The following is a 16,969-nucleotide window of genomic DNA, read 5'->3' as shown; positions in this document are numbered from 1 at the left end:
CTGCAGGGTCCCGCCGCGAGCCTGCGAGTGGTGGGGGGCAGTGGGGTCCTTCCACTGATCAAAGGCCGTCCTCCTGTAGCTACGCAGGTGCGGGAGGACGGCCTTTGGTGCAGTAGGACGAGCCCGGGCCGCACCGGGCGCACCGGACGGTGATCAGGTGACCTGATCACCGTCTGGCCCCCTGCAGCAGCGTTGGTACCGGGGGACGGTCGTTGGTGCAGGGGGACGGCGGCAGTGCGGTCCCGCGGGCTGCCCAGCGGTGCGGAGCACGGGCAGGGACGGCCGTCAGCGCGGGGCGGAAGGGTCGGCGGAGAAGTCGCGGTAGTAGTCGGCGAACAGCCCGTCGGTCTCCTCGTCGGGCCGGCCGCCCAGCGCCCACACGCTGCCCTTGGCCGCCGGCGGGTGCAGCGCCGCAGCACCGGCGTGCCAGCGCACGCCCAGCGCCAGCAGCACCGACGGGATCGCGCCGCCCTGGCTGCACACCAGGGTCGGGCCGGCGCCGTCGTCGACGGCCAGCAGCTCCTCGACGAGGTCCAGTCCGGCCTGCGGGTCGAAGGAGAAGTGCTCCTCGCCGAGCTCAGGTGCCTCGCCCACGGTCAGCCCGAGGGCCCCGGCGAGCGGCGCGAGGGTCTCCCGGCAGCGGACCGGGGGAGCGGTGAGCAGCCGGGCGGGGGCGAAGACGGGCAGCAGCGCGGCCAGCCGGGCGGCCTGGTCGCGGCCGCGGCGGTCCAGCGGGCGCTCGGCGTCCGGGCCGTCCCAGTGCGACCGGTCGCCGGCCGAGGCGTGCCGCACGAGCAGCACCCGCGGGGCGCGGGGCACGTCGGTGCGCGCGAGGTCGGTCAGCACCGCGCGGTCGTGGTCGTGGCTGACCTGCGCCACGGCCTCGGGCACCGGCAGCCAGCGCAGCTCGTCGACCTCGTCGTTGGGCACGAACTCCCCGCCGACGACCTGCATCACCCAGTAGTCGACCCGCTTGGGGCCGTGCCGGTTGACGTAGCGGGTCTGCACGCTGCGCCGGCCGACGACGACCTCCAGGCCGGTCTCCTCGGCGACCTCGCGGACGGCGGCGGCCAGCGCGTGCTCCCCGGCGTCGAGCTTGCCCTTGGGCAGCGACCAGTCGTCGTACTTGTACCGGTGCACCAGCGCGGTCTCCAGCGCCCCGTCGGCGTCCAGGCGCCACAGCGCCCCGCCGGCGGCCGGGATCAGCCTGAGCTCCTCAGCCAGCGTTCTCACCCCGGGTGGCGAGCAGCTCGGCCTGGGAGTCCCGCCCGCCGGTGTGCGTCCAGGTCGCGTCGGCGGCCAGCTCCCAGCTGCGGACGTCCGGGGCCATGTCCAGGTCGAACACGCGCTGCAGCTGGCGCTGGGCGGCGGGGTCGTTGACCCGCAGCAGCACCTCCACGCGGCGGTCGAGGTTGCGGTGCATCAGGTCTGAGCTGCCCAGCCACCACTCCGGCGTCCCGGCGTTGGCGAAGTGGATCACCCGCGAGTGCTCCAGGAAGCGGCCCACGATCGAGCGCACCCGGATGTTGTCGCTCAGGCCGGGCACGCCCGGGCGCAGCGCGCAGATGCCGCGGATGAGCAGCTCGACGGGCACCCCGGCGCGGGAGGCCTCGTAGAGGGCGTCTATGAGCTGCTCGTCGACGAGGGAGTTCACCTTGATCCGGATGCCGGACGGGGTGCCCTCGGCGGCGTGCCGGGCCTCCCGGCGGATCTTCTCCAGCAGCCCGTTGCGGATCCCGTGCGGGGCGACCATCAGCGACCGGTAGGTGGTCTGCCGCGAGTAGCCGGTGAGGGTGTTGAACAGGTCGGTGAGGTCGGCGCCCACCCGGGCGTCGGCGGTGAGGACGCCGAGGTCCTCGTAGACCCGGGCGGTCTTGGGGTTGTAGTTGCCCGTGCCGATGTGGCAGTAGCGGCGCAGCACGCCGTTCTCCATCCGGACCACCAGCGCCGTCTTGCAGTGGGTCTTCAGGCCCACCAGGCCGTAGACGACGTGGCAGCCGGCGCGCTCCAGCGAGCGGGCCCAGCTGATGTTGGCCTCCTCGTCGAAGCGGGCCTTGATCTCCACCAGCACCACGACCTGCTTGCCGGCCTGGGCCGCCTCGATCAGCGCCTGCACGATCGGGGAGTCACCGGAGGTGCGGTAGAGGGTCTGCTTGATCGCCAGCACGTGCGGGTCGGCGGCGGCCTGCTCGATGAACCGCTGCACGCTGGTGGCGAAGGAGTCGTAGGGGTGGTGCAGCAGGACGTCGCCCTCGCGCAGCGTGGCGAACACGCTCTTGGGGCTCTCGCCGTCGCTCAGCCGCGGGTGGGTGGCCGGGACGAACGGGTCGTCCTTGAGCTCGGGGCGGTCGAGGTCGTAGAGCGCCATCAGCGCGCCCAGGTCCAGCGGGCCGGGGACGGAGACGACGTCGGCGGTGCTGATCTCCAGCTCCGACACCAGCACCTCGAGGATCTGCGGGTCCATCGTGTCGGTGACCTCCAGCCGCACGGCCGGGCCGAACCGGCGCCGGGCCAGCTCGCGCTCCAGGGCCTGCAGGAGGTCCTCGTCGCGGTCCTCCTCGACCTCCAGGTCGGCGTTGCGGGTCACCCGGAACAGGTGGTGGTCCAGCACGTCCAGGCCGGGGAACAGCGCGCTGAGGTGCGCGGCGATGAGCTCCTCGAGCAGCAGGAACACCGCGGTCTCCCCGACCGGGCCGACCGGGATGAACCGCGGGACGTTGTTGGGGACCTTGAGCCGGGCGAACTTGGGCGCCCCCGTCTCCGGGTCGCGCACCGAGACGGCGAGGTTCAGCGACAGCCCGCTGATGTAGGGGAAGGGGTGCGCCGGGTCGACCGCCAGCGGGGTCAGCACCGGGAACACCTGGTCGCGGAAGTACTCCCGCAGCCGCATCGCGTCGGCGTCGTCGAGGTCGGACCAGCCCACGATCCGGATGCCGCGCTCGGCCAGCTGCGGGACGACGTCGGTGTTGAAGACCGCCGCGTGCCGGTGCACCAGGTCGCGGGTGCGGTCGGTGACCCGGGTCAGCTGCTCGCGGATGGTGAGGCCGTCGGGGGAGCGGACGGCCAGGCCCGTGCTCTGCCGGCGCTTGAGCCCGGCGATGCGGACCATGAAGAACTCGTCGAGGTTGCTGGCGAAGATCGAGAGGAACTTGACCCGCTCGAGCAGGGGCGCGTCGGTGTCCTCGGCCAGTTCCAGCACGCGGGAGTTGAAGTCCAGCCAGGACAGCTCTCGGTTGAGGAAACGGTCGGCGGGCAGCGGGGAGGGAGCGGCGGGCACGGGTGGATCCTGCCTCACCCCGGTGACCAGGGAGTGGCGGCCAGGAGCCGGGTGGTCCGGGGGCCCACGCCCAGGGCCCTGGCCGCGTCCAGGTCCGCGGCGGTGTCGACGTCGCGGCGCAGCCCCGGCCAGTCGCCGGCCAGCGCCACCGCCCCGCCCGCGGCGTGCGCGGCGGCCGACCCGGGCCCGAAGCGCGGGTCCAGCCCGCCGGCCGCAGCACACAGCAGCGTCGTCCCGGTGCCCTCGGCGTCGGCGACGAACCCGCGGCCGGGCACCCCGGCCAGGGCCGCGGTGAGCTCGGCCGGGCGCAGGGCCGGCAGGTCCGAGCTCATCGCCGCGACCGCCCCCGCCCCGACGGCCCGGGCGGCGGCCGCGCCGTGGGCGAGGGCGGCGTTCAGCCCGCGGTCGGGGGTGTCGGGGACCGTCCGCGCCCCCAGCGACCGCACCAGGTCACCGACCCCCGGGTCGTCGGTCACCACCAGCACGCCGGCCACCGCCGGGCTGGCCAGCGCCGCGGCCACGGTGTCGGCCAGCATCGCCAGCACCAGCTCCCGGTGCCGGGCGGGGGCGTCGTCGCCGAAGCGGCCGGTCAGCGGCGCCAGCCGGGTCTTGGCCCGGCTCAGCAGCTTGGCGGGGACGACGAGGGACCACGGCTGCACCCCCCGATGTGAGCACACCCCGGCGCAGCGCGGTCCGGCCGGTGTGGTGGTCTGCTCCCGCAGCCCCCGTCCCCGGCCCAGGAGCGCACCTGATGAGCAGCAGCCCCGAGCAGACCGCCGAGGTGGCCGCGGCCGCCGCCCCGTACCTGGAGTCGTGGCTGGAGCTGCAGCGCCGGAAGCTGCGCGTCCCCGGGGTGCAGGCCGCCGTCCGGGTGGGCGACCGGCTGGTGCTGGACACCGCCCTCGGCGTCGCCGACGTGGACACGGGTGCGCCGCTGACCCCGGCGCACCTGTTCCGGATCGCCTCGCACTCCAAGACCTTCACCGCCACCGCCGTCCTGCGACTGGTCGAGGCCGGCCGGATGCGGCTGGACGACCCGATCGCCACGTGGGTGCCCGCGCTGGCCGGGACGCCGCTGGCGCCGGTCACCGTGCGCGAGCTGCTCGGCCACCAGGGCGGCGTGATCCGGGACGGCGGGGACAACGACCACTGGCAGCTGCTGCAGCCCTTCCCCGACGAGGGGCTGCTGCTGGAGATCGCCACCGGCGAGGGCGCGGTGTTCGACCGCAACGAGCACTTCAAGTACTCCAACATCGGCTACTCGCTGCTCGGCCTGGCCATCGAGGCGGTCACCGGCGTCGGCTACGCCGCGCACGTGCAGGCCGCCGTGGTCGACCGCCTGGGCCTGGCCGACACCGGCCCGGAGTGGGACCCGGCCCGGGCGCACGAGTACGCCGCCGGGCACACCGGGCTGCTGGACGGCGAGGACGTCCGGCTCACGATCCCGCACGTCGACACCCGGGCCATGGCCGCGGCGACCGGCTTCTTCTCCACCGCCCGCGACCTCACCGGCTTCGGTGCCGCGCACGTCACCGGCGACACCACGCTGCTGACCGAGGCGAGCAAGCGGCTGATGCGCCGGCCGGAGTCGGTCGTCGAGGCGCACGGGAAGCCGCCGCGGCACTACGGGCTGGGGATGGACCTGCGCACCTCCGGCGACCGCACGCTGGTCGGGCACAGCGGCGGCTACCCCGGCCACATCACCCGCACCTGGATCGACCCGGACGCGCACGTGGTGGTCAGCGTGCTCACCAACGCCGTCGACGGCCCCGCCGACGCCCTCGCCCGCGGGCTGTTCGCCCTGCTCGACCTGGCCCTGGCCGCACCCGGCGGCCCGCGGCCGCCCACCGCGGAGCTGGAGCGCCACGCCGGCCGCTTCGTCAACCTCTGGGGCGTCACCGACGTCGCGCTGCTGGGCGGGCGGCTGGTGCTGCTGCACCCCGGCGCACCCGAGCCGGCCGAGGACTTCCTGGAGCTGACGGTGGAGGCCCCGGGCGCGCTGCGCCAGGAGGCGGTGGCCGGGTTCGGCTCGGCGGGGGAGCCGGTCACCTACCACTGGGCCGAGGACGGCACCGCGGCGTCGGTCCGGCTCGGCGGCATCACCGCGTGGCCGGAGGAGGTCTTCCGCGCCCGGCGCGCCGGCCAGGTGGCCGGGTGAGCGGCCTGCTCCTGCGCCGCGCCCGGCTGGACGGCGAGGTCGCGGACGTCCGGGTGGACGGCGGCCGGGTCACCGCGATCGGAGCGGACCTGCCCGCCGCGGGGGAGGTGCTCGACCTGGACGGCGCCGTGCTGCTGCCCGGGCTGGTCGACGCGCACGTGCACCTGGAGCAGTGGGCGGCGGCGCGCCGGCGCATCGACGTCTCGGCCGCCCGCTCGGCCGCCGAGGCCGCCGCGCTGGTGGCCGCGGCCCTGCCCGCGGGCACCCCGCCCGGCCTCGTGGTCGGCCAGGGCTTCCGGGACGCGCTGTGGCCCGAACCTGCCGACGCCGCGGTGCTGGACGCCGCCCTCCCCGGCGTGCCCGTCGTCCTGGTCAGCGGTGACCTGCACACGGCCTGGTGCAGCACCGCCGCCGCCCGGCTGCTCGGGGTCACCGACCCGACCGGCGTCGTCCGGGAGCACGAGGCGATGGAGGTCTTCGCCCGCGCCGGCGGGGCCGACCCGGCGGTGGTCGACCGCTGGGTCCTCGACGCCGCCGCCGCGGCCGCCGCCCGTGGGGTCACCGCCGTCACCGACTTCGAGTACGGCGACCTGGTGGCCGCCTGGGCCCGCCGGGCCGCGCTGGCACCCGGCGGTCCGCCGCTGCGGGTGCGCACCGCGGTCTGGGTCGACCGGTTGGAGGCCACGATCGCCGCCGGGCTGCGCAGCGGTGACCCGCTGCCCGGCGTGACCGACGCGGTGGCCGCCGACCGGCTGCGGGTCGGCCCGCTCAAGGTCTTCGTCGACGGTTCGCTGGGCACCCGCACCGCCTTCTGCTCCGCTCCCTACCCCGGCGCCACCGGACCGGAGGCGCACGGCCTGCTGCGCACCCCGGCCGACGAACTGGCGCGGCTGCTGCGCCGGGCCGCCGACGCCGGTCTCGACCGGGCCGTGCACGCCATCGGCGACCGGGCCACCGCGGTCACCCTCGACGGGTTCGCCGCCGCCGGGGTCACCGGGCGCGTCGAGCACGCCCAGCAGGTCCACGACGCCGACCTGCCGCGCTTCGCCGCGCTCGGCGTGGTGGCCAGCGTGCAGCCCCGGCACGCCGTCGACGACCGGGACGCCGCCGACCTGCACTGGGCCGGCGCCACCGCCCGCGCCTTCCCCTACCGGGCGCTGGCCGACGCCGGGGCCGAGCTGGTGCTGGGCTCCGACGCTCCGGTCGCGGCCCTGGACCCCTGGGACGGGATCGCCGCCGCCGTGCACCGGTCGCTGGACGCCCGCGCCGCCTGGCACCCCGAGCAGCACCTGGACCTCGACGTCGCGCTGGCCGCGGCCAGCGGCGGCCGGACCGCGGTGCGGGTCGGCGACGTCGCCGACCTGGTCGTGGTGGCCGAGCCGCCAGCGGCGGTGCTCGCCCGGGACGGCGCCGCGGGCCTGCGGTCGACCGAGGTGCTCGCCACCCTGGTCGGCGGCCGCACCACCCACCGGTCGGCCGTGCTGGCCTGAGCACGGCCGGGGGCGCGTGCGCGCCGTCCGGGGCCGGGGGGCACGATCAGGCGCGGGTCAGGAAGCGGCCCGACCGAGGGGAGAGGTGTCGGATGTCGCAGGACGAGTCGCCCGCCGGGTCCGGGCACGCCCGCCGCCCACCGCACCGGCAGACCCGCCGTCCGGTGCCCTTCGCGCTCGCCCTGTGCGTGGGGGTGGTGTACCCGGTCGCGTCGCTGGTGTTCTCCCTGCGCTACCGGCACGCCGACCGGATCCCGCCCACCGGCGGGGTGCTGCTGGTGGCCAACCACGTCTCGGTGCTCGACCCGCTGGCCTGCGCGCGGCTGGTCTGGGACGCCGGCCGGGTGCCGCACTTCCTGGCCAAGGACGCCCTCTTCACCGGCCTGGCCGGCACCGTCCTGCGCGGCGCCGGGCAGATCCCGGTCTCCCGCGGGTCGAGCACGGCCGGCTCCTCGGTGCACGCGGCGAAGGCCGCACTCGACGCCGGCGACGTCGTGGTCATCTACCCGGAGGGCTCGGTCACCCGCGATCCCGACTGGTGGCCGATGCAGGCCCGCTCCGGGGTCGCCCGGCTCGCGCTGACCACCGACGTCACGGTGCTGCCGGTCGCCCAGTGGGGGCCGCAGCGGGTGCACGACTACCACGCCAAGCGGCTGCACCTGCGGCTGCGGGCGCCGGCCGAGTACCTGGTCGGCGAGCCCGTCGACCTGTCCGCCCAGCGCGCCGCGGTGCGCGCCGGTGCGCCCCTGTCGGGCGAGCTGCTGCGTGAGGTGACCGACCTGCTGATGACCCGTGTCCGCGACCAGCTCGGCGAGCTGCGCGGCGAGCAGCCGCCCACCGTCTTCCACCCGCGCCCGGCCGGCCGGGCGCTGCCCGGGGCCGCCGCATGACCCGCGCCGCGGTGCTGGGCGCCGGCTCCTGGGGCACCACCTTCGCCAAGGTCCTGGCCGACGCCGGGTGCACGGTCACGTTGCACGCCCGCCGTCCCGAGCTGGTCACCGCCATCCAGGGCAGCCGGGAGAACGCCGACTACCTGCCCGGCGTCCGGCTGCCCGACGCCGTCCGGGCCACCGCCGACGCCGCCGACGCCCTCGACGGCGCCGACGTCGTCGTCCTCGCCGTGCCCAGCCAGACGCTGCGGGCCAACCTCACCGGCTGGGCACCGCTGCTGCCCGGCGAGGCCTCGCTGCTGTCGCTGATGAAGGGCGTCGAGCTCGGGACGACGAAGCGGATGAGCGAGGTGATCTGCGAGGTGACCGGCGCCGGGCCGGACCGGGTGGCGGCGCTGTCGGGACCGAACCTGGCCCGGGAGATCGCCGAGGAGCAGCCCTCGGCCACCGTGATCGCCTGCACCGACACCGCCCGCGCCGAGGCCCTGCAGGCCGCCTGCCACACCCGCTACTTCCGCCCGTACACGAACGCCGACCTGGTGGGCTGCGAGCTGGGCGGGGCGGTCAAGAACGTCATCGCGCTGGCCTGCGGGGTCGCCCAGGGGCTGGGCTACGGCGACAACACCCGGGCGTCGCTGATCACCCGCGGCCTGGCCGAGACCGCCCGGCTGGGCACGGCGCTGGGCGCGGACCCCGCCACCTTCGCCGGGCTGGCCGGGCTCGGTGACCTGGTGGCCACCTGCTCCTCGCCGCTGTCGCGCAACCGCACCTTCGGCGAGCACCTGGGCCAGGGCATGTCGGTGGCCCAGGTCGAGCAGATCACCCGGCAGACCGCCGAGGGCGTGAAGAGCTGCCGCTCGGTGCTGGACCTGGCCCGGGCGCACGGGGTCGACGTCCCCATCACCGAGGCCGTCGTCCGGGTCTGCCACGAGGGCGAGTCGGCCGGGCAGATGGTGCGGGAGATGATGTCGAGGGAAGCCAAGCCCGAGTGACGGGCTGGACGGGCCGAGCCCGAGCAGGGGGCGGCGCACCGAGGAGGACCTGTGAGCACCGCTGACGACCTGAGCCCCTTCGGCGACGGCACCCGGCTGGCCCACGCCGGCGACGAGCCGGTCGTGCCGGGCACGCCGCTGCGGCCCTCCCCGGTCTTCGCCGCCCCGTACCACCTGGGTGACCAGCCCCCGGGTGCGAACGGCGCGGACTCCTACGCCCGGGCCGACAACCCGACGCTGCGGGTCTTCGAGCGGGCGGTCGGCGAGCTCGACGGCGGCGACTGCCTGTCCTTCGCCACCGGCATGGCCGCGATCAGCTCCGCGGTGCTCGCGCTGGCCTCGGCCGGTGACCGGGTGGTGCTGCCGTCGGACGGCTACTACGCCAGCCGCGTGCTGGGCCGCGACGAGCTGGAACGCCTCGGCCTGACCGTCGAGCTGGTGCCCACCCTGGAGATCGGGGCGGTCGCCGCCCGCGGCGACCTGGACGGGGCCCGGCTGGTGCTGCTGGAGACCCCGAGCAACCCCCAGCTGGACGTCTGCGACATCGCCGCCGTCGCCCGGGCCACCCAGGCCGCCGGGGCCGTCCTGGTCGTCGACAACACCACGGCCACCCCGATCGGGCAGCGGCCGCTGGAGCTCGGCGCCGACGTGGTGGTGGCCGCGGACACCAAGGCGCTCACCGGGCACAGCGACGTCCTGATGGGGCACGTGAGCACCGCCCGCAGCGAGAAGGGCCGCGAGCTGTACGCCCGGGTCGCGGCGTGGCGGAAGACCACCGGCAACCCGCCCGGGCCGTTCGAGGCGTGGCTGGCCCACCGGTCGATGGGCACCCTGGACCTGCGGCTGGCCCGGCAGGCGGCCAACGCCGCGGCGTTGGTCGAGGTGCTGGCCGCCTCCCCGGCGGTGCGCGGGGTGCGCTGGCCCGGCCGCCCCGGCGACCCGTCGTACGAGCTGGCCAGCCGGCAGATGCTGCGGCACAACGGCGTCGTCTCCGCCGAGCTCGCCGACGCCGACGCGGTCGTGCAGCTGGTCCGGGCCAGCCGCTTCTTCCCGGCCGCCACCAGCTTCGGCGGCCTGCACACCACGCTCGACCGGCGCGCGCAGTGGGGCGGGGACGCCGTCCCGGCCGGCTTCGTCCGGTTCTCCTGCGGCATCGAGGACACCGCCGACCTCGTCGCCGACCTCGAGCAGGCCCTGGCCGGCCTGCCGGACCTGCGCAGCTGAGCGTCCCGGGGGCCGGGCGCGGCGCGCTCGACTAGGGTCGGATCGATGACCGGGCAGGCACCGTGACCGCCCGCTGGGGGCCCGCCACCACCGCGGCGCTGCTGCTGTTCGGCGCCCCGGCGCTCGCCGGGTGCGCGCCGTCCAGCGCCGGGCCCGCCGACGTCCCGGCGGCCGCCGCCACGTCCTCGGCCGCCCTGCCGACCGACGGCGCCGGCCTCGAGCCGCTGCTGCTGGACGAGGTCCCCTCGGGGCGGCCGCGGGTGCCGGACGACGAGCTGCAGCCGCAGGCGGGGGAGAAGACCATCGACGACGTCGCCCGCTACGGCGACGACGCCCAGCACCAGGAGGACGTGCTGGGCCAGTACGGCTACCAGCGCGGCTGGGAGCGGTTCTGGCGGTCGGGTGACGAGCTGACCAGCGTCTTCCTCGACCAGTTCGCCGACGCCGGGGGAGCGTCGTCCTACGCCGTCGACCTGGCTGGCAACGACGCGGAGTACTACGGCGGCACCCTGGACGACGACCCGACCGGCCTGCCCGAGGACTGCACGCTGCTGCTGCGCACGACTCCGGCGCCCGAGCTGGGCATGGCCGGGCCGGCCGCGTTCACCTGGTGCCCCGCCGGGCCCTTCACCGTGTCCGTGGCCTCGGTGGCCGCCGACGTCCAGGCCGCCCGGGCCGAGGTCCTCGCGGTCACCCGCGCCCAGCTGGACCGGCTGCCCCCGACCTGAACGGCCCAGCCGGGACCTCACTCGGCGGGGGCGGGGACCGGCTCGACGTAGGGGAGGGCGGTGGCGATGATCGGCCCCAGCGCCGTCGGGACCGCGCTGTCGGAGGTCGAGGGCACCCGCACCTCGACCGGCACGTTGCGGTCGACCGTCGTCCACACGAAGACCGCCGGGTCGGTGGTGTCGACGAACCACTCGACGCCGGAGACGGCGAAGGTCTGCGGTCCGCCCACCACGAAGCCCGCCGGCGGTGCGACACCGCAGACCAGCACCACCGGTGGCTCGCCCCAGGCATAGGCGAACGGGGTGTCGGAGTCGACCTGCCGGGAGGTCTCCCCGGCGATCTCCAGCGGCAGCTGGCCCATCAGCACCGGGCAGGCGAGGTCGGCGGCCGGGGTGACGTCGGGGGTGTCGACCGGTACTGGCGGCAGGTCACCGCGCGGGTCGGCGGTCGCGCCGGAGACGTCGGCAGGGCCGTCGGCGTCGACGCCGGCCTCGTCCCGGCCCAGCACGTTGACCAGCACCAGCAGGACGACGACCAGTGGCACCAGCACGGCCGTGGACAGCAGGGCGGCGCGGCGCAGCGGGTCGACCGGTGGCTGCCCAGGGGGCGGGTCGACCGGTGCGTCGGCGGCGGGCGTGCTCAGGGGCTCAGATGTTGACGACGGGGCAGGTCAGCGTGCGGGTGATCCCGTCCACCGACTGCACGCGGGCCACGACCAGCCGGCCGAGCTCGTCGACGCTGTTGGCCTCCGCCCGCACGATCACGTCGTAGGGGCCGGTGACGTCCTCGGCCCGGGTCACGCCGGCGATCTCGCCGATGCTCGCGGCGACCGCGGCTGCCTTGCCGACTTCGGTCTGGATCAGGATGTAGGCGTGGACCACGACGTGACCTTCCTCGGGCAGTGCGGTGACGGCGACCGTCACTGGCTCGACCTGTCCGCAGAGCAGCGGACAGACCGGCAACGTACCCCAGCTGCGTGGGGCGCCCGGTGACTCGGCCCCGTCCGCTGATCCCGCGGCCCGACGCCGCCGACAGCGTGGGCGTCGTCGGTGAGTTCGGCCTCATCGCCCGGGTGGTCGCCCGCTCGGGCACCGCGGCGCTGGCCGACGTCGGCCCCGGCGACGACGCCGCGGTCGTCCGCACCCCCGACGGGCGGGTGGTGGCCTGCACCGACGTCCTGGTGGAGGGGCGGCACTTCCGCCGTGACTGGTCCTCGGCGGAGGACGTCGGGCACAAGGCCGCCGCCGCCAACCTCGCCGACGTCGCCGCCATGGGCGCGGTGCCCACCGCGCTGCTGGTCGGGCTGGCCTGCCCCGCAGGCACCCCGGCTGCCTGGCTGGAGGACGTCGCCTCCGGCATGGCCGAGGAGTGCGAGCGCTTCGGCGCCGCCGTGGTCGGCGGGGACACCTCGGCCAGCGCCCCCGACAGCTCGGCCGTCGTGCTGTCGGTCACGGCGCTCGGTGACCTGCAGGGGCGGTCGCCGGTGCTGCGCAGCGGTGCCCGACCCGGGGACGTCGTCGCCGTCGCCGGCCGGCTGGGCTGGTCGGCGTGCGGGCTGGCCGTGCTGCGGCGCGGCTTCCACTCACCGATCGCCGCGGTCTCCGCCCACCGCCGTCCCACGCCGCCCTACGCGGCCGGCCCGGCCGCGGCCGACGCCGGGGCCACCTCGATGTGCGACACCAGCGACGGGCTGCTGGCCGACGCCGGGCACCTGGCCGCCGACAGCGACGTGCTGATCGACCTGGACCGGGCCGCGCTGGCCGCGGGCTTCCTGGACCCGGTGGGGCCGCTGGCGCAGGTCGCCGCCGCCCTCGGCGGGGACCCGATGGCCTGGGTGCTCACCGGCGGGGAGGACCACGCCCTGGTGGCCACGTTCCCGGACGAGGTCGAGCTCCCGGCAGGATGGACGACGATCGGCACCGTGAGCGCGGTCCCGGCCGGCGGAGAGCCCGGCGTCCGGGTGGACGGGGTGCCCGCCGTGCGGGTCGCCGAGGACCTGGGGGAGGGGACCGGCCATGTCCACTTCGGCTGAGCGGGGGGTGACCCTGCGGCAGGTCGGCTACGCCGACCCGGTCGCCCAGCACCTCATCGAGCGGGTGCAGCAGGAGTACGTCGTCCGCTACGGCGGGCGGGACGAGGCGGTCGTCGACCCGGCCGAGTTCTCCCCGCCGCACGGGCTCTTCCTGGTGGCCGAGGTCGACGGGGTGCCGGCCGCGTGCGGTGGCTGGCGGGCACACCGCGCCGGCGAGGGGGCCGCGGAGCTCAAGCGGATGTACGTGGAGCCGGACTTCCGGCGACGCGGGCTGTCGCGGGTCGTGCTGGCCGAGCTGGAACGCACCGCCGCCGCGGCCGGCCACACGCAGCTGGTGCTCAACTCCGGTGACCGGCAGCCCGAGGCGCTGGCGCTCTACGCCCGGGAGGGCTACACGTCGGGCCCCGGGTACGGGGTCTACGCCGACTCGCCCGAGGCGGTCTTCCTCGGCAAGACCCTGGTGGCCGACGGATCGGCGGTGGAGGACCAGTGGGCGTCGTGACGGTGTCGGCGCCGTTCGGCTGCGGCGGGGCGGAGATCGCCCCGGCGATCGCCGAGGTCCTCGGCCTGCCCTTCCACGACCGGGTCATCCCCGCGCAGGTGGCCGGCCGGCTGGGGGTGCCCGTCGCCGAGGCCGAGGCCAACGACGAGACGATCACCCGCGGGCTGTGGCGGCTGGTCAGCTCGCTGGGCACCATGCCCGACCCGGTGGGCGGCGTGCTGCCCACCTCGTCGCTGCCCGACGAGCGCGCCTACCGCCAGCAGACCGAGCGGGTGCTCGGCGAGATCGCCGCCGGCCCCGGGGGCGTGGTGCTGGGCCGGGCGGCGGCGATGGTGCTGCGCGACCGGCCGGGTGTGCTGCACGTGCGGCTCGACGGCTCACCGGAGCGCCGGCTGGCCGCCGCGGTGGCGCACTCCGGCCGGCCGGAGGCCGAGGTCCGGCGCGACCGGGACGCCGCCGACGCCGGCCGGGTCGCCTACGTCCGGCACTTCTACCGGACCGACCCGGCCGAGGCCCGGCACTACCACCTGGTGGTCGACAGCACCGTCCTCCCGCACGACACGGTGGTGGGGCTGGTGGTCACCGCGGCCCGGGCGCTGGGCATCGGCGCGACCTGAGGCGCACGCCGGAGACCCCGGAGGTCGCTGACCTCCGGGGTCTCCGGACCCGCCGGGGCGGGGTGGTGCTGAGGCGCTGGCAGTCAGCGCCCGGGATCAGACCCGGGCGACCTTGCCGGCGCGGATGCAGGACGTGCAGGCGTTGATGCGCTTCCGGCCACCGCCGGTGAGCGCAGCCCGCACGGACTGGATGTTCGGGTTCCAACGGCGCGGCGTCCGGCGGTGCGAGTGGGACACCGCCATGCCGAAACCGGGCCCCTTGCCACACACGTCGCACACGGCAGCCACGGTCGATCACTCCCAGAAGATTGGTTGAGCTGAAGTCGGTTCGCGGTGCTCGCCGGGGGTGCCCTGGGGCACGGTCCAGCTCGGCACACGCCTGGCTCACTGTAGACGGTCGTCGGGGCAGGTGTCGGACCACCCCGGTCCGGGGCGCCCGCGCCGACCGCCCGACCCGCGGTCGGGGAGTCCTGTCGGGCGTCGGCGGTACCCTCCCGGACGTGCTCGAGGCGCTGGACGAGGCCGCGGTCGGCCGGTGGAGCCGCGCCGTGGTCGACACCCTTGCCCAGGCCCGGGGCCGGCTCGACGAGCTCAACGTCTTCCCGGTCCCCGACGGCGACACCGGCACCAACCTGCTGATGACCGCCGAGGCAGGGCACGCCGCCCTGACGGCGGCCGCCGGTGCGGAGTCGGCCTGGACCGCGCTCGCCCGCGGTGCGGTCCTGGGCGCCCGGGGCAACTCCGGCGCGATCCTGGCCCAGCTGCTGCGCGGGCTGGCCGACGGCCTCGCCGGTGCTGCCCCGGTCGACGGGCCCGCACTGGCCGAGGCGCTGTCGGCGGCCTCGCGCACCGCCTACCGCGCGGTCGCCGACCCCGAGGAGGGCACCTTCCTCACCGTCGCCCGGGCCGGTGCCGAGTCCGCCGTGGCCGCGGTTTCCGACGGCCGGGCGCTGCTGGCCGACGTCGTCCGGGCCGCCGCCGACGGCGCGCTCACCGCCCTGCAGGCCACGCCCGGCCAGCTGGCCGCCCTCCGCGACGCCGGGGTCGTCGACGCCGGCGGGGCCGGCTGGTGCCTGGTGCTCGACGCCCTGGTCGGCACCGTCACCGGCACCGCACCGACCCGTGCCCCGCTGGCCCGCCGACCGCTCCGGGACCGCGGTGTGCCCACCCCGGTCCCCGCCGCGCCGGCGCCCGGGCCGGGCAGCGAGGTCCAGTTCCTGCTCGCCGACTCCGACGCGGCCGCGGTGGACCGGCTGCGCGCCCGGCTCGCCGAGCTCGGCGACTGCCTGGTCGTGGTCGGGGTCGACACGCCCAGTGGCCGGGAGTGGAACGTGCACGTGCACGTGGCCGACGTGGGCGCCGCGGTCGAGGCCGGCATCGAGGCCGGGCGCCCGCACCGGATCTCGGTCACCGCACTGGCCCCGGTCCGGGCGCCGGTCGCGGCCGCGGGCACCCGGGCGTCGGTGGCGCTCACCTGCTCTGCCGGCCTGGCCGACCTGTTCGCCGGCGAGGGCGTCGTGGTGCTCACGGCGCCGGTGGGCGAGATCACCGAGGACGCCGTGCTGGCCGCGGTGCTGGGCACCGGCGCCGCGCAGGTCGTCGTCCTGCCCAACCACGCCGAGGTCACCGCGGTCACCGCCCGCGCCGCCGAGCGCGCCCGCGAGGACGGCCGCGACGTCGTCGTCGTCCCGACCCGGTCGGCGGTGCAGGGGCTGGCCGCGCTGGCCGTCACCGACCCGGCCCGCCGCTTCGGCGACGACGTGGTCGCCATGGCCGAGGCCGCCGCCGCCACCCGCTGGGCCGAGGTCACCGTCGCCGAGCACGACGCGCTCACCTCCGCCGGCCGCTGCGCCGCCGGCGACGTGCTGGGCAGCGCCGAGGGCGACGTCGTGGTGATCGGCCCCGACCCCGATGCGGTGGCCCGCGACCTGCTCGACCGGCTGCTGTCCGCCGGCGGGGAGATGGTCACCGTGGTGGTGGGGGAGGACCCCGCGCTGGGCGACGCGGTCTGCGCCCACCTGGCCGCGGTGCACCCCACCGTCGACGTCGTGCGGTACGCGGGCGGTGCCGGGGCGGTCCCGCTGCTGGTCGGGGTGGAGTGAGATGGCGATGACCATGGGCACGCCGCTGACCCGGGTGCTGGGGCCCAAGACGGCCAAGGTGATGGCCGAGCAGCTGTCGCTGCTCACCGTCCGCGACCTGCTGCGCCACTACCCGCGGCGCTACGCCCGGCGCGGGGAGATGACCCGGCTCGACGGCCTGGAGGTCGGCGACCGGGTGACCGTGCTGGCCCAGGTCAAGAGCGTGAACACCCGGCGGATGCAGCAGCGCCGCGGGACGCTCACCGAGGTCACCGTCGGCGACGGCGCGGGCAGCATGCGGCTGGTCTTCTTCAACAACCGGCACGCCCACCTCGACGTCGGCGAGTGGGGCCTGTTCGCCGGCACGGTGGGGCTCTGGCGGGGGGAGAAGCAGTTCAGCCACCCCGACTGCCACATCATCACCGGGGACGACGACGACTGGGCGCGGGCGATGGTGCCGCTCTACCCGGCGAGCAAGGACGTCTCCAGCTGGGTGGTCCAGAAGTCGGTCAAGATGCTGATGGACGACCCGCGGTCGCTGGAGCAGATGCTCGAGGACCCGATCCCGGCAGCGGTCCGGGAACGCCACGCGCTGGTCGACCTGCCCACCGCGCTGCGCCAGAAGCACCGCCCGGAGACCCAGGAGCAGGTCGACGAGGCCGACGAGCGGCTGAAGTGGGACGAGGCGCTGGTGCTGCAGGCCACCCTCGCCGCCCGTCGCCGGGCCGCGGCCGTGGAGCCCGGCATCGCCCGGCCGCGCCGCAGCGGCGGCCTGCTGGACGCCGTGGACGCCGCGCTGCCGTTCTCGCTGACCGACGGCCAGCGCGAGGTGGGCGAGGAGCTGTCCGCCGAGCTGTCCCGTGAGCAGCCGATGAACCGGCTGCTGCAGGGCGAGGTGGGCTCGGGCAAGACCGTGGTGGCGCTGCGGGCCATGGCCCAGGTGGTCGACGCCGGCGGGCAGGCCGCGCTGCTGGCCC

The 16,969-nt window shown here is 76.4% G+C and carries 17 protein-coding genes; 11 read left to right on the top strand and 6 right to left on the bottom strand.

The genetic code is table 11. From position 1 onward, the window contains the following. Positions 1–285 precede the first annotated feature (285 nt). From GCU67_RS15790 to cofC, 3 genes are read right to left on the bottom strand one after another with little or no spacing between them, the layout of a single operon-like run. Positions 286–1,233, bottom strand: a complete 948-nt coding sequence (locus GCU67_RS15790) for an NUDIX domain-containing protein (protein ID WP_163612177.1) — start codon at positions 1,231–1,233, stop codon at positions 286–288. Further along, a complete protein-coding gene (locus GCU67_RS15785) occupies positions 1,217–3,277 on the bottom strand; it encodes an RNA degradosome polyphosphate kinase (protein ID WP_163612176.1) in 2,061 nt (686 codons plus the stop codon). The genes GCU67_RS15790 and GCU67_RS15785 overlap by 17 nt, the downstream gene beginning before the upstream one ends. Before the next feature lie 14 nt (positions 3,278–3,291). Then, positions 3,292–3,936, bottom strand: coding sequence for a 2-phospho-L-lactate guanylyltransferase (gene cofC, locus GCU67_RS15780; protein WP_163612175.1), 645 nt, complete (start codon positions 3,934–3,936; stop codon positions 3,292–3,294). 92 nt (positions 3,937–4,028) lie between these two features. Between cofC and GCU67_RS15775 the strand changes: the two genes are divergently transcribed. The 6 genes from GCU67_RS15775 to GCU67_RS15750 all read left to right on the top strand — a co-directional run bounded on the left by GCU67_RS15775 (position 4,029) and on the right by GCU67_RS15750 (position 10,759). After that, a complete protein-coding gene (locus GCU67_RS15775) occupies positions 4,029–5,435 on the top strand; it encodes a serine hydrolase domain-containing protein (RefSeq protein ID WP_163612174.1) in 1,407 nt (468 codons plus the stop codon). Next, positions 5,432–6,925 carry an amidohydrolase family protein gene (locus GCU67_RS15770; protein WP_163612173.1) on the top strand — a complete coding sequence of 498 codons (1,494 nt, stop codon included), beginning with the start codon at positions 5,432–5,434 and terminating at the stop codon, positions 6,923–6,925. The genes GCU67_RS15775 and GCU67_RS15770 overlap by 4 nt, the downstream gene beginning before the upstream one ends. Positions 6,926–7,017: 92 nt before the next feature. Beyond that, positions 7,018–7,815, top strand: coding sequence for a lysophospholipid acyltransferase family protein (locus tag GCU67_RS15765; RefSeq protein WP_163612172.1), 798 nt, complete (start codon positions 7,018–7,020; stop codon positions 7,813–7,815). Then, on the top strand, positions 7,812–8,807 hold the full coding sequence (locus tag GCU67_RS15760; protein WP_163612171.1) for an NAD(P)H-dependent glycerol-3-phosphate dehydrogenase: 996 nt from the start codon (positions 7,812–7,814) through the stop codon (positions 8,805–8,807). The genes GCU67_RS15765 and GCU67_RS15760 overlap by 4 nt, the downstream gene beginning before the upstream one ends. A gap of 51 nt (positions 8,808–8,858) precedes the next feature. Beyond that, positions 8,859–10,031 (top strand): cystathionine gamma-lyase, encoded by a 1,173-nt coding sequence (locus GCU67_RS15755; protein ID WP_338105062.1) that lies wholly within the window; start codon positions 8,859–8,861, stop codon positions 10,029–10,031. A 62-nt stretch (positions 10,032–10,093) separates the two neighbouring features. Continuing rightward, positions 10,094–10,759, top strand: a complete 666-nt coding sequence (locus tag GCU67_RS15750) for a hypothetical protein (RefSeq protein WP_163612170.1) — start codon at positions 10,094–10,096, stop codon at positions 10,757–10,759. A gap of 17 nt (positions 10,760–10,776) precedes the next feature. Here the strand turns inward: GCU67_RS15750 and GCU67_RS15745 are convergent, their stop codons facing one another. Together GCU67_RS15745 and GCU67_RS15740 are read right to left on the bottom strand one after the other, a co-directional pair. Next, complete coding sequence (locus GCU67_RS15745) at positions 10,777–11,310, bottom strand: DUF3515 family protein (RefSeq protein ID WP_338105061.1); 534 nt, start codon at positions 11,308–11,310, stop codon at positions 10,777–10,779. Positions 11,311–11,407: 97 nt separating this feature from the next. Then, a complete protein-coding gene (locus GCU67_RS15740; protein ID WP_460695152.1) occupies positions 11,408–11,683 on the bottom strand; it encodes an Lrp/AsnC ligand binding domain-containing protein in 276 nt (91 codons plus the stop codon). Between the two features lie 65 nt (positions 11,684–11,748). Between GCU67_RS15740 and GCU67_RS15735 the strand changes: the two genes are divergently transcribed. From GCU67_RS15735 to GCU67_RS15725, 3 genes are read left to right on the top strand one after another with little or no spacing between them, the layout of a single operon-like run. Then, positions 11,749–12,792 carry a thiamine-phosphate kinase gene (locus tag GCU67_RS15735; RefSeq protein ID WP_163612169.1) on the top strand — a complete coding sequence of 348 codons (1,044 nt, stop codon included), beginning with the start codon at positions 11,749–11,751 and terminating at the stop codon, positions 12,790–12,792. Beyond that, on the top strand, positions 12,776–13,294 hold the full coding sequence (locus tag GCU67_RS15730; RefSeq protein ID WP_163612168.1) for a GNAT family N-acetyltransferase: 519 nt from the start codon (positions 12,776–12,778) through the stop codon (positions 13,292–13,294). The genes GCU67_RS15735 and GCU67_RS15730 overlap by 17 nt, the downstream gene beginning before the upstream one ends. After that, positions 13,282–13,911 carry a cytidylate kinase family protein gene (locus GCU67_RS15725; protein ID WP_170311067.1) on the top strand — a complete coding sequence of 210 codons (630 nt, stop codon included), beginning with the start codon at positions 13,282–13,284 and terminating at the stop codon, positions 13,909–13,911. Before GCU67_RS15730 ends, GCU67_RS15725 begins: the two co-directional genes overlap by 13 nt. Before the next feature lie 96 nt (positions 13,912–14,007). Here the strand turns inward: GCU67_RS15725 and rpmB are convergent, their stop codons facing one another. Continuing rightward, positions 14,008–14,190 carry a 50S ribosomal protein L28 gene (rpmB, locus tag GCU67_RS15720; protein WP_460695151.1) on the bottom strand — a complete coding sequence of 61 codons (183 nt, stop codon included), beginning with the start codon at positions 14,188–14,190 and terminating at the stop codon, positions 14,008–14,010. Positions 14,191–14,411: 221 nt separating this feature from the next. Here rpmB and GCU67_RS15715 point away from each other — a divergent pair, with 221 nt between their 5' ends. Then, entirely contained in the window at positions 14,412–16,013 is a 1,602-nt protein-coding gene (locus GCU67_RS15715) for a DAK2 domain-containing protein (RefSeq protein WP_163612166.1), read from the top strand. Between the two features lies 1 nt (position 16,014). After that, positions 16,015–16,969, top strand: a 955-nt coding sequence (locus GCU67_RS15710; RefSeq protein ID WP_476738953.1) for an ATP-dependent DNA helicase RecG, incomplete at its 3' end; no start/stop codon positions are given.

The organism is Modestobacter muralis (genome assembly GCF_010682105.1).
Taxonomy (GTDB): domain Bacteria; phylum Actinomycetota; class Actinomycetes; order Mycobacteriales; family Geodermatophilaceae; genus Modestobacter; species Modestobacter muralis.
The sequence above is the reverse complement of the archived record's forward strand: the minus strand, read 5'-3'. Positions and strand labels throughout refer to the sequence as shown.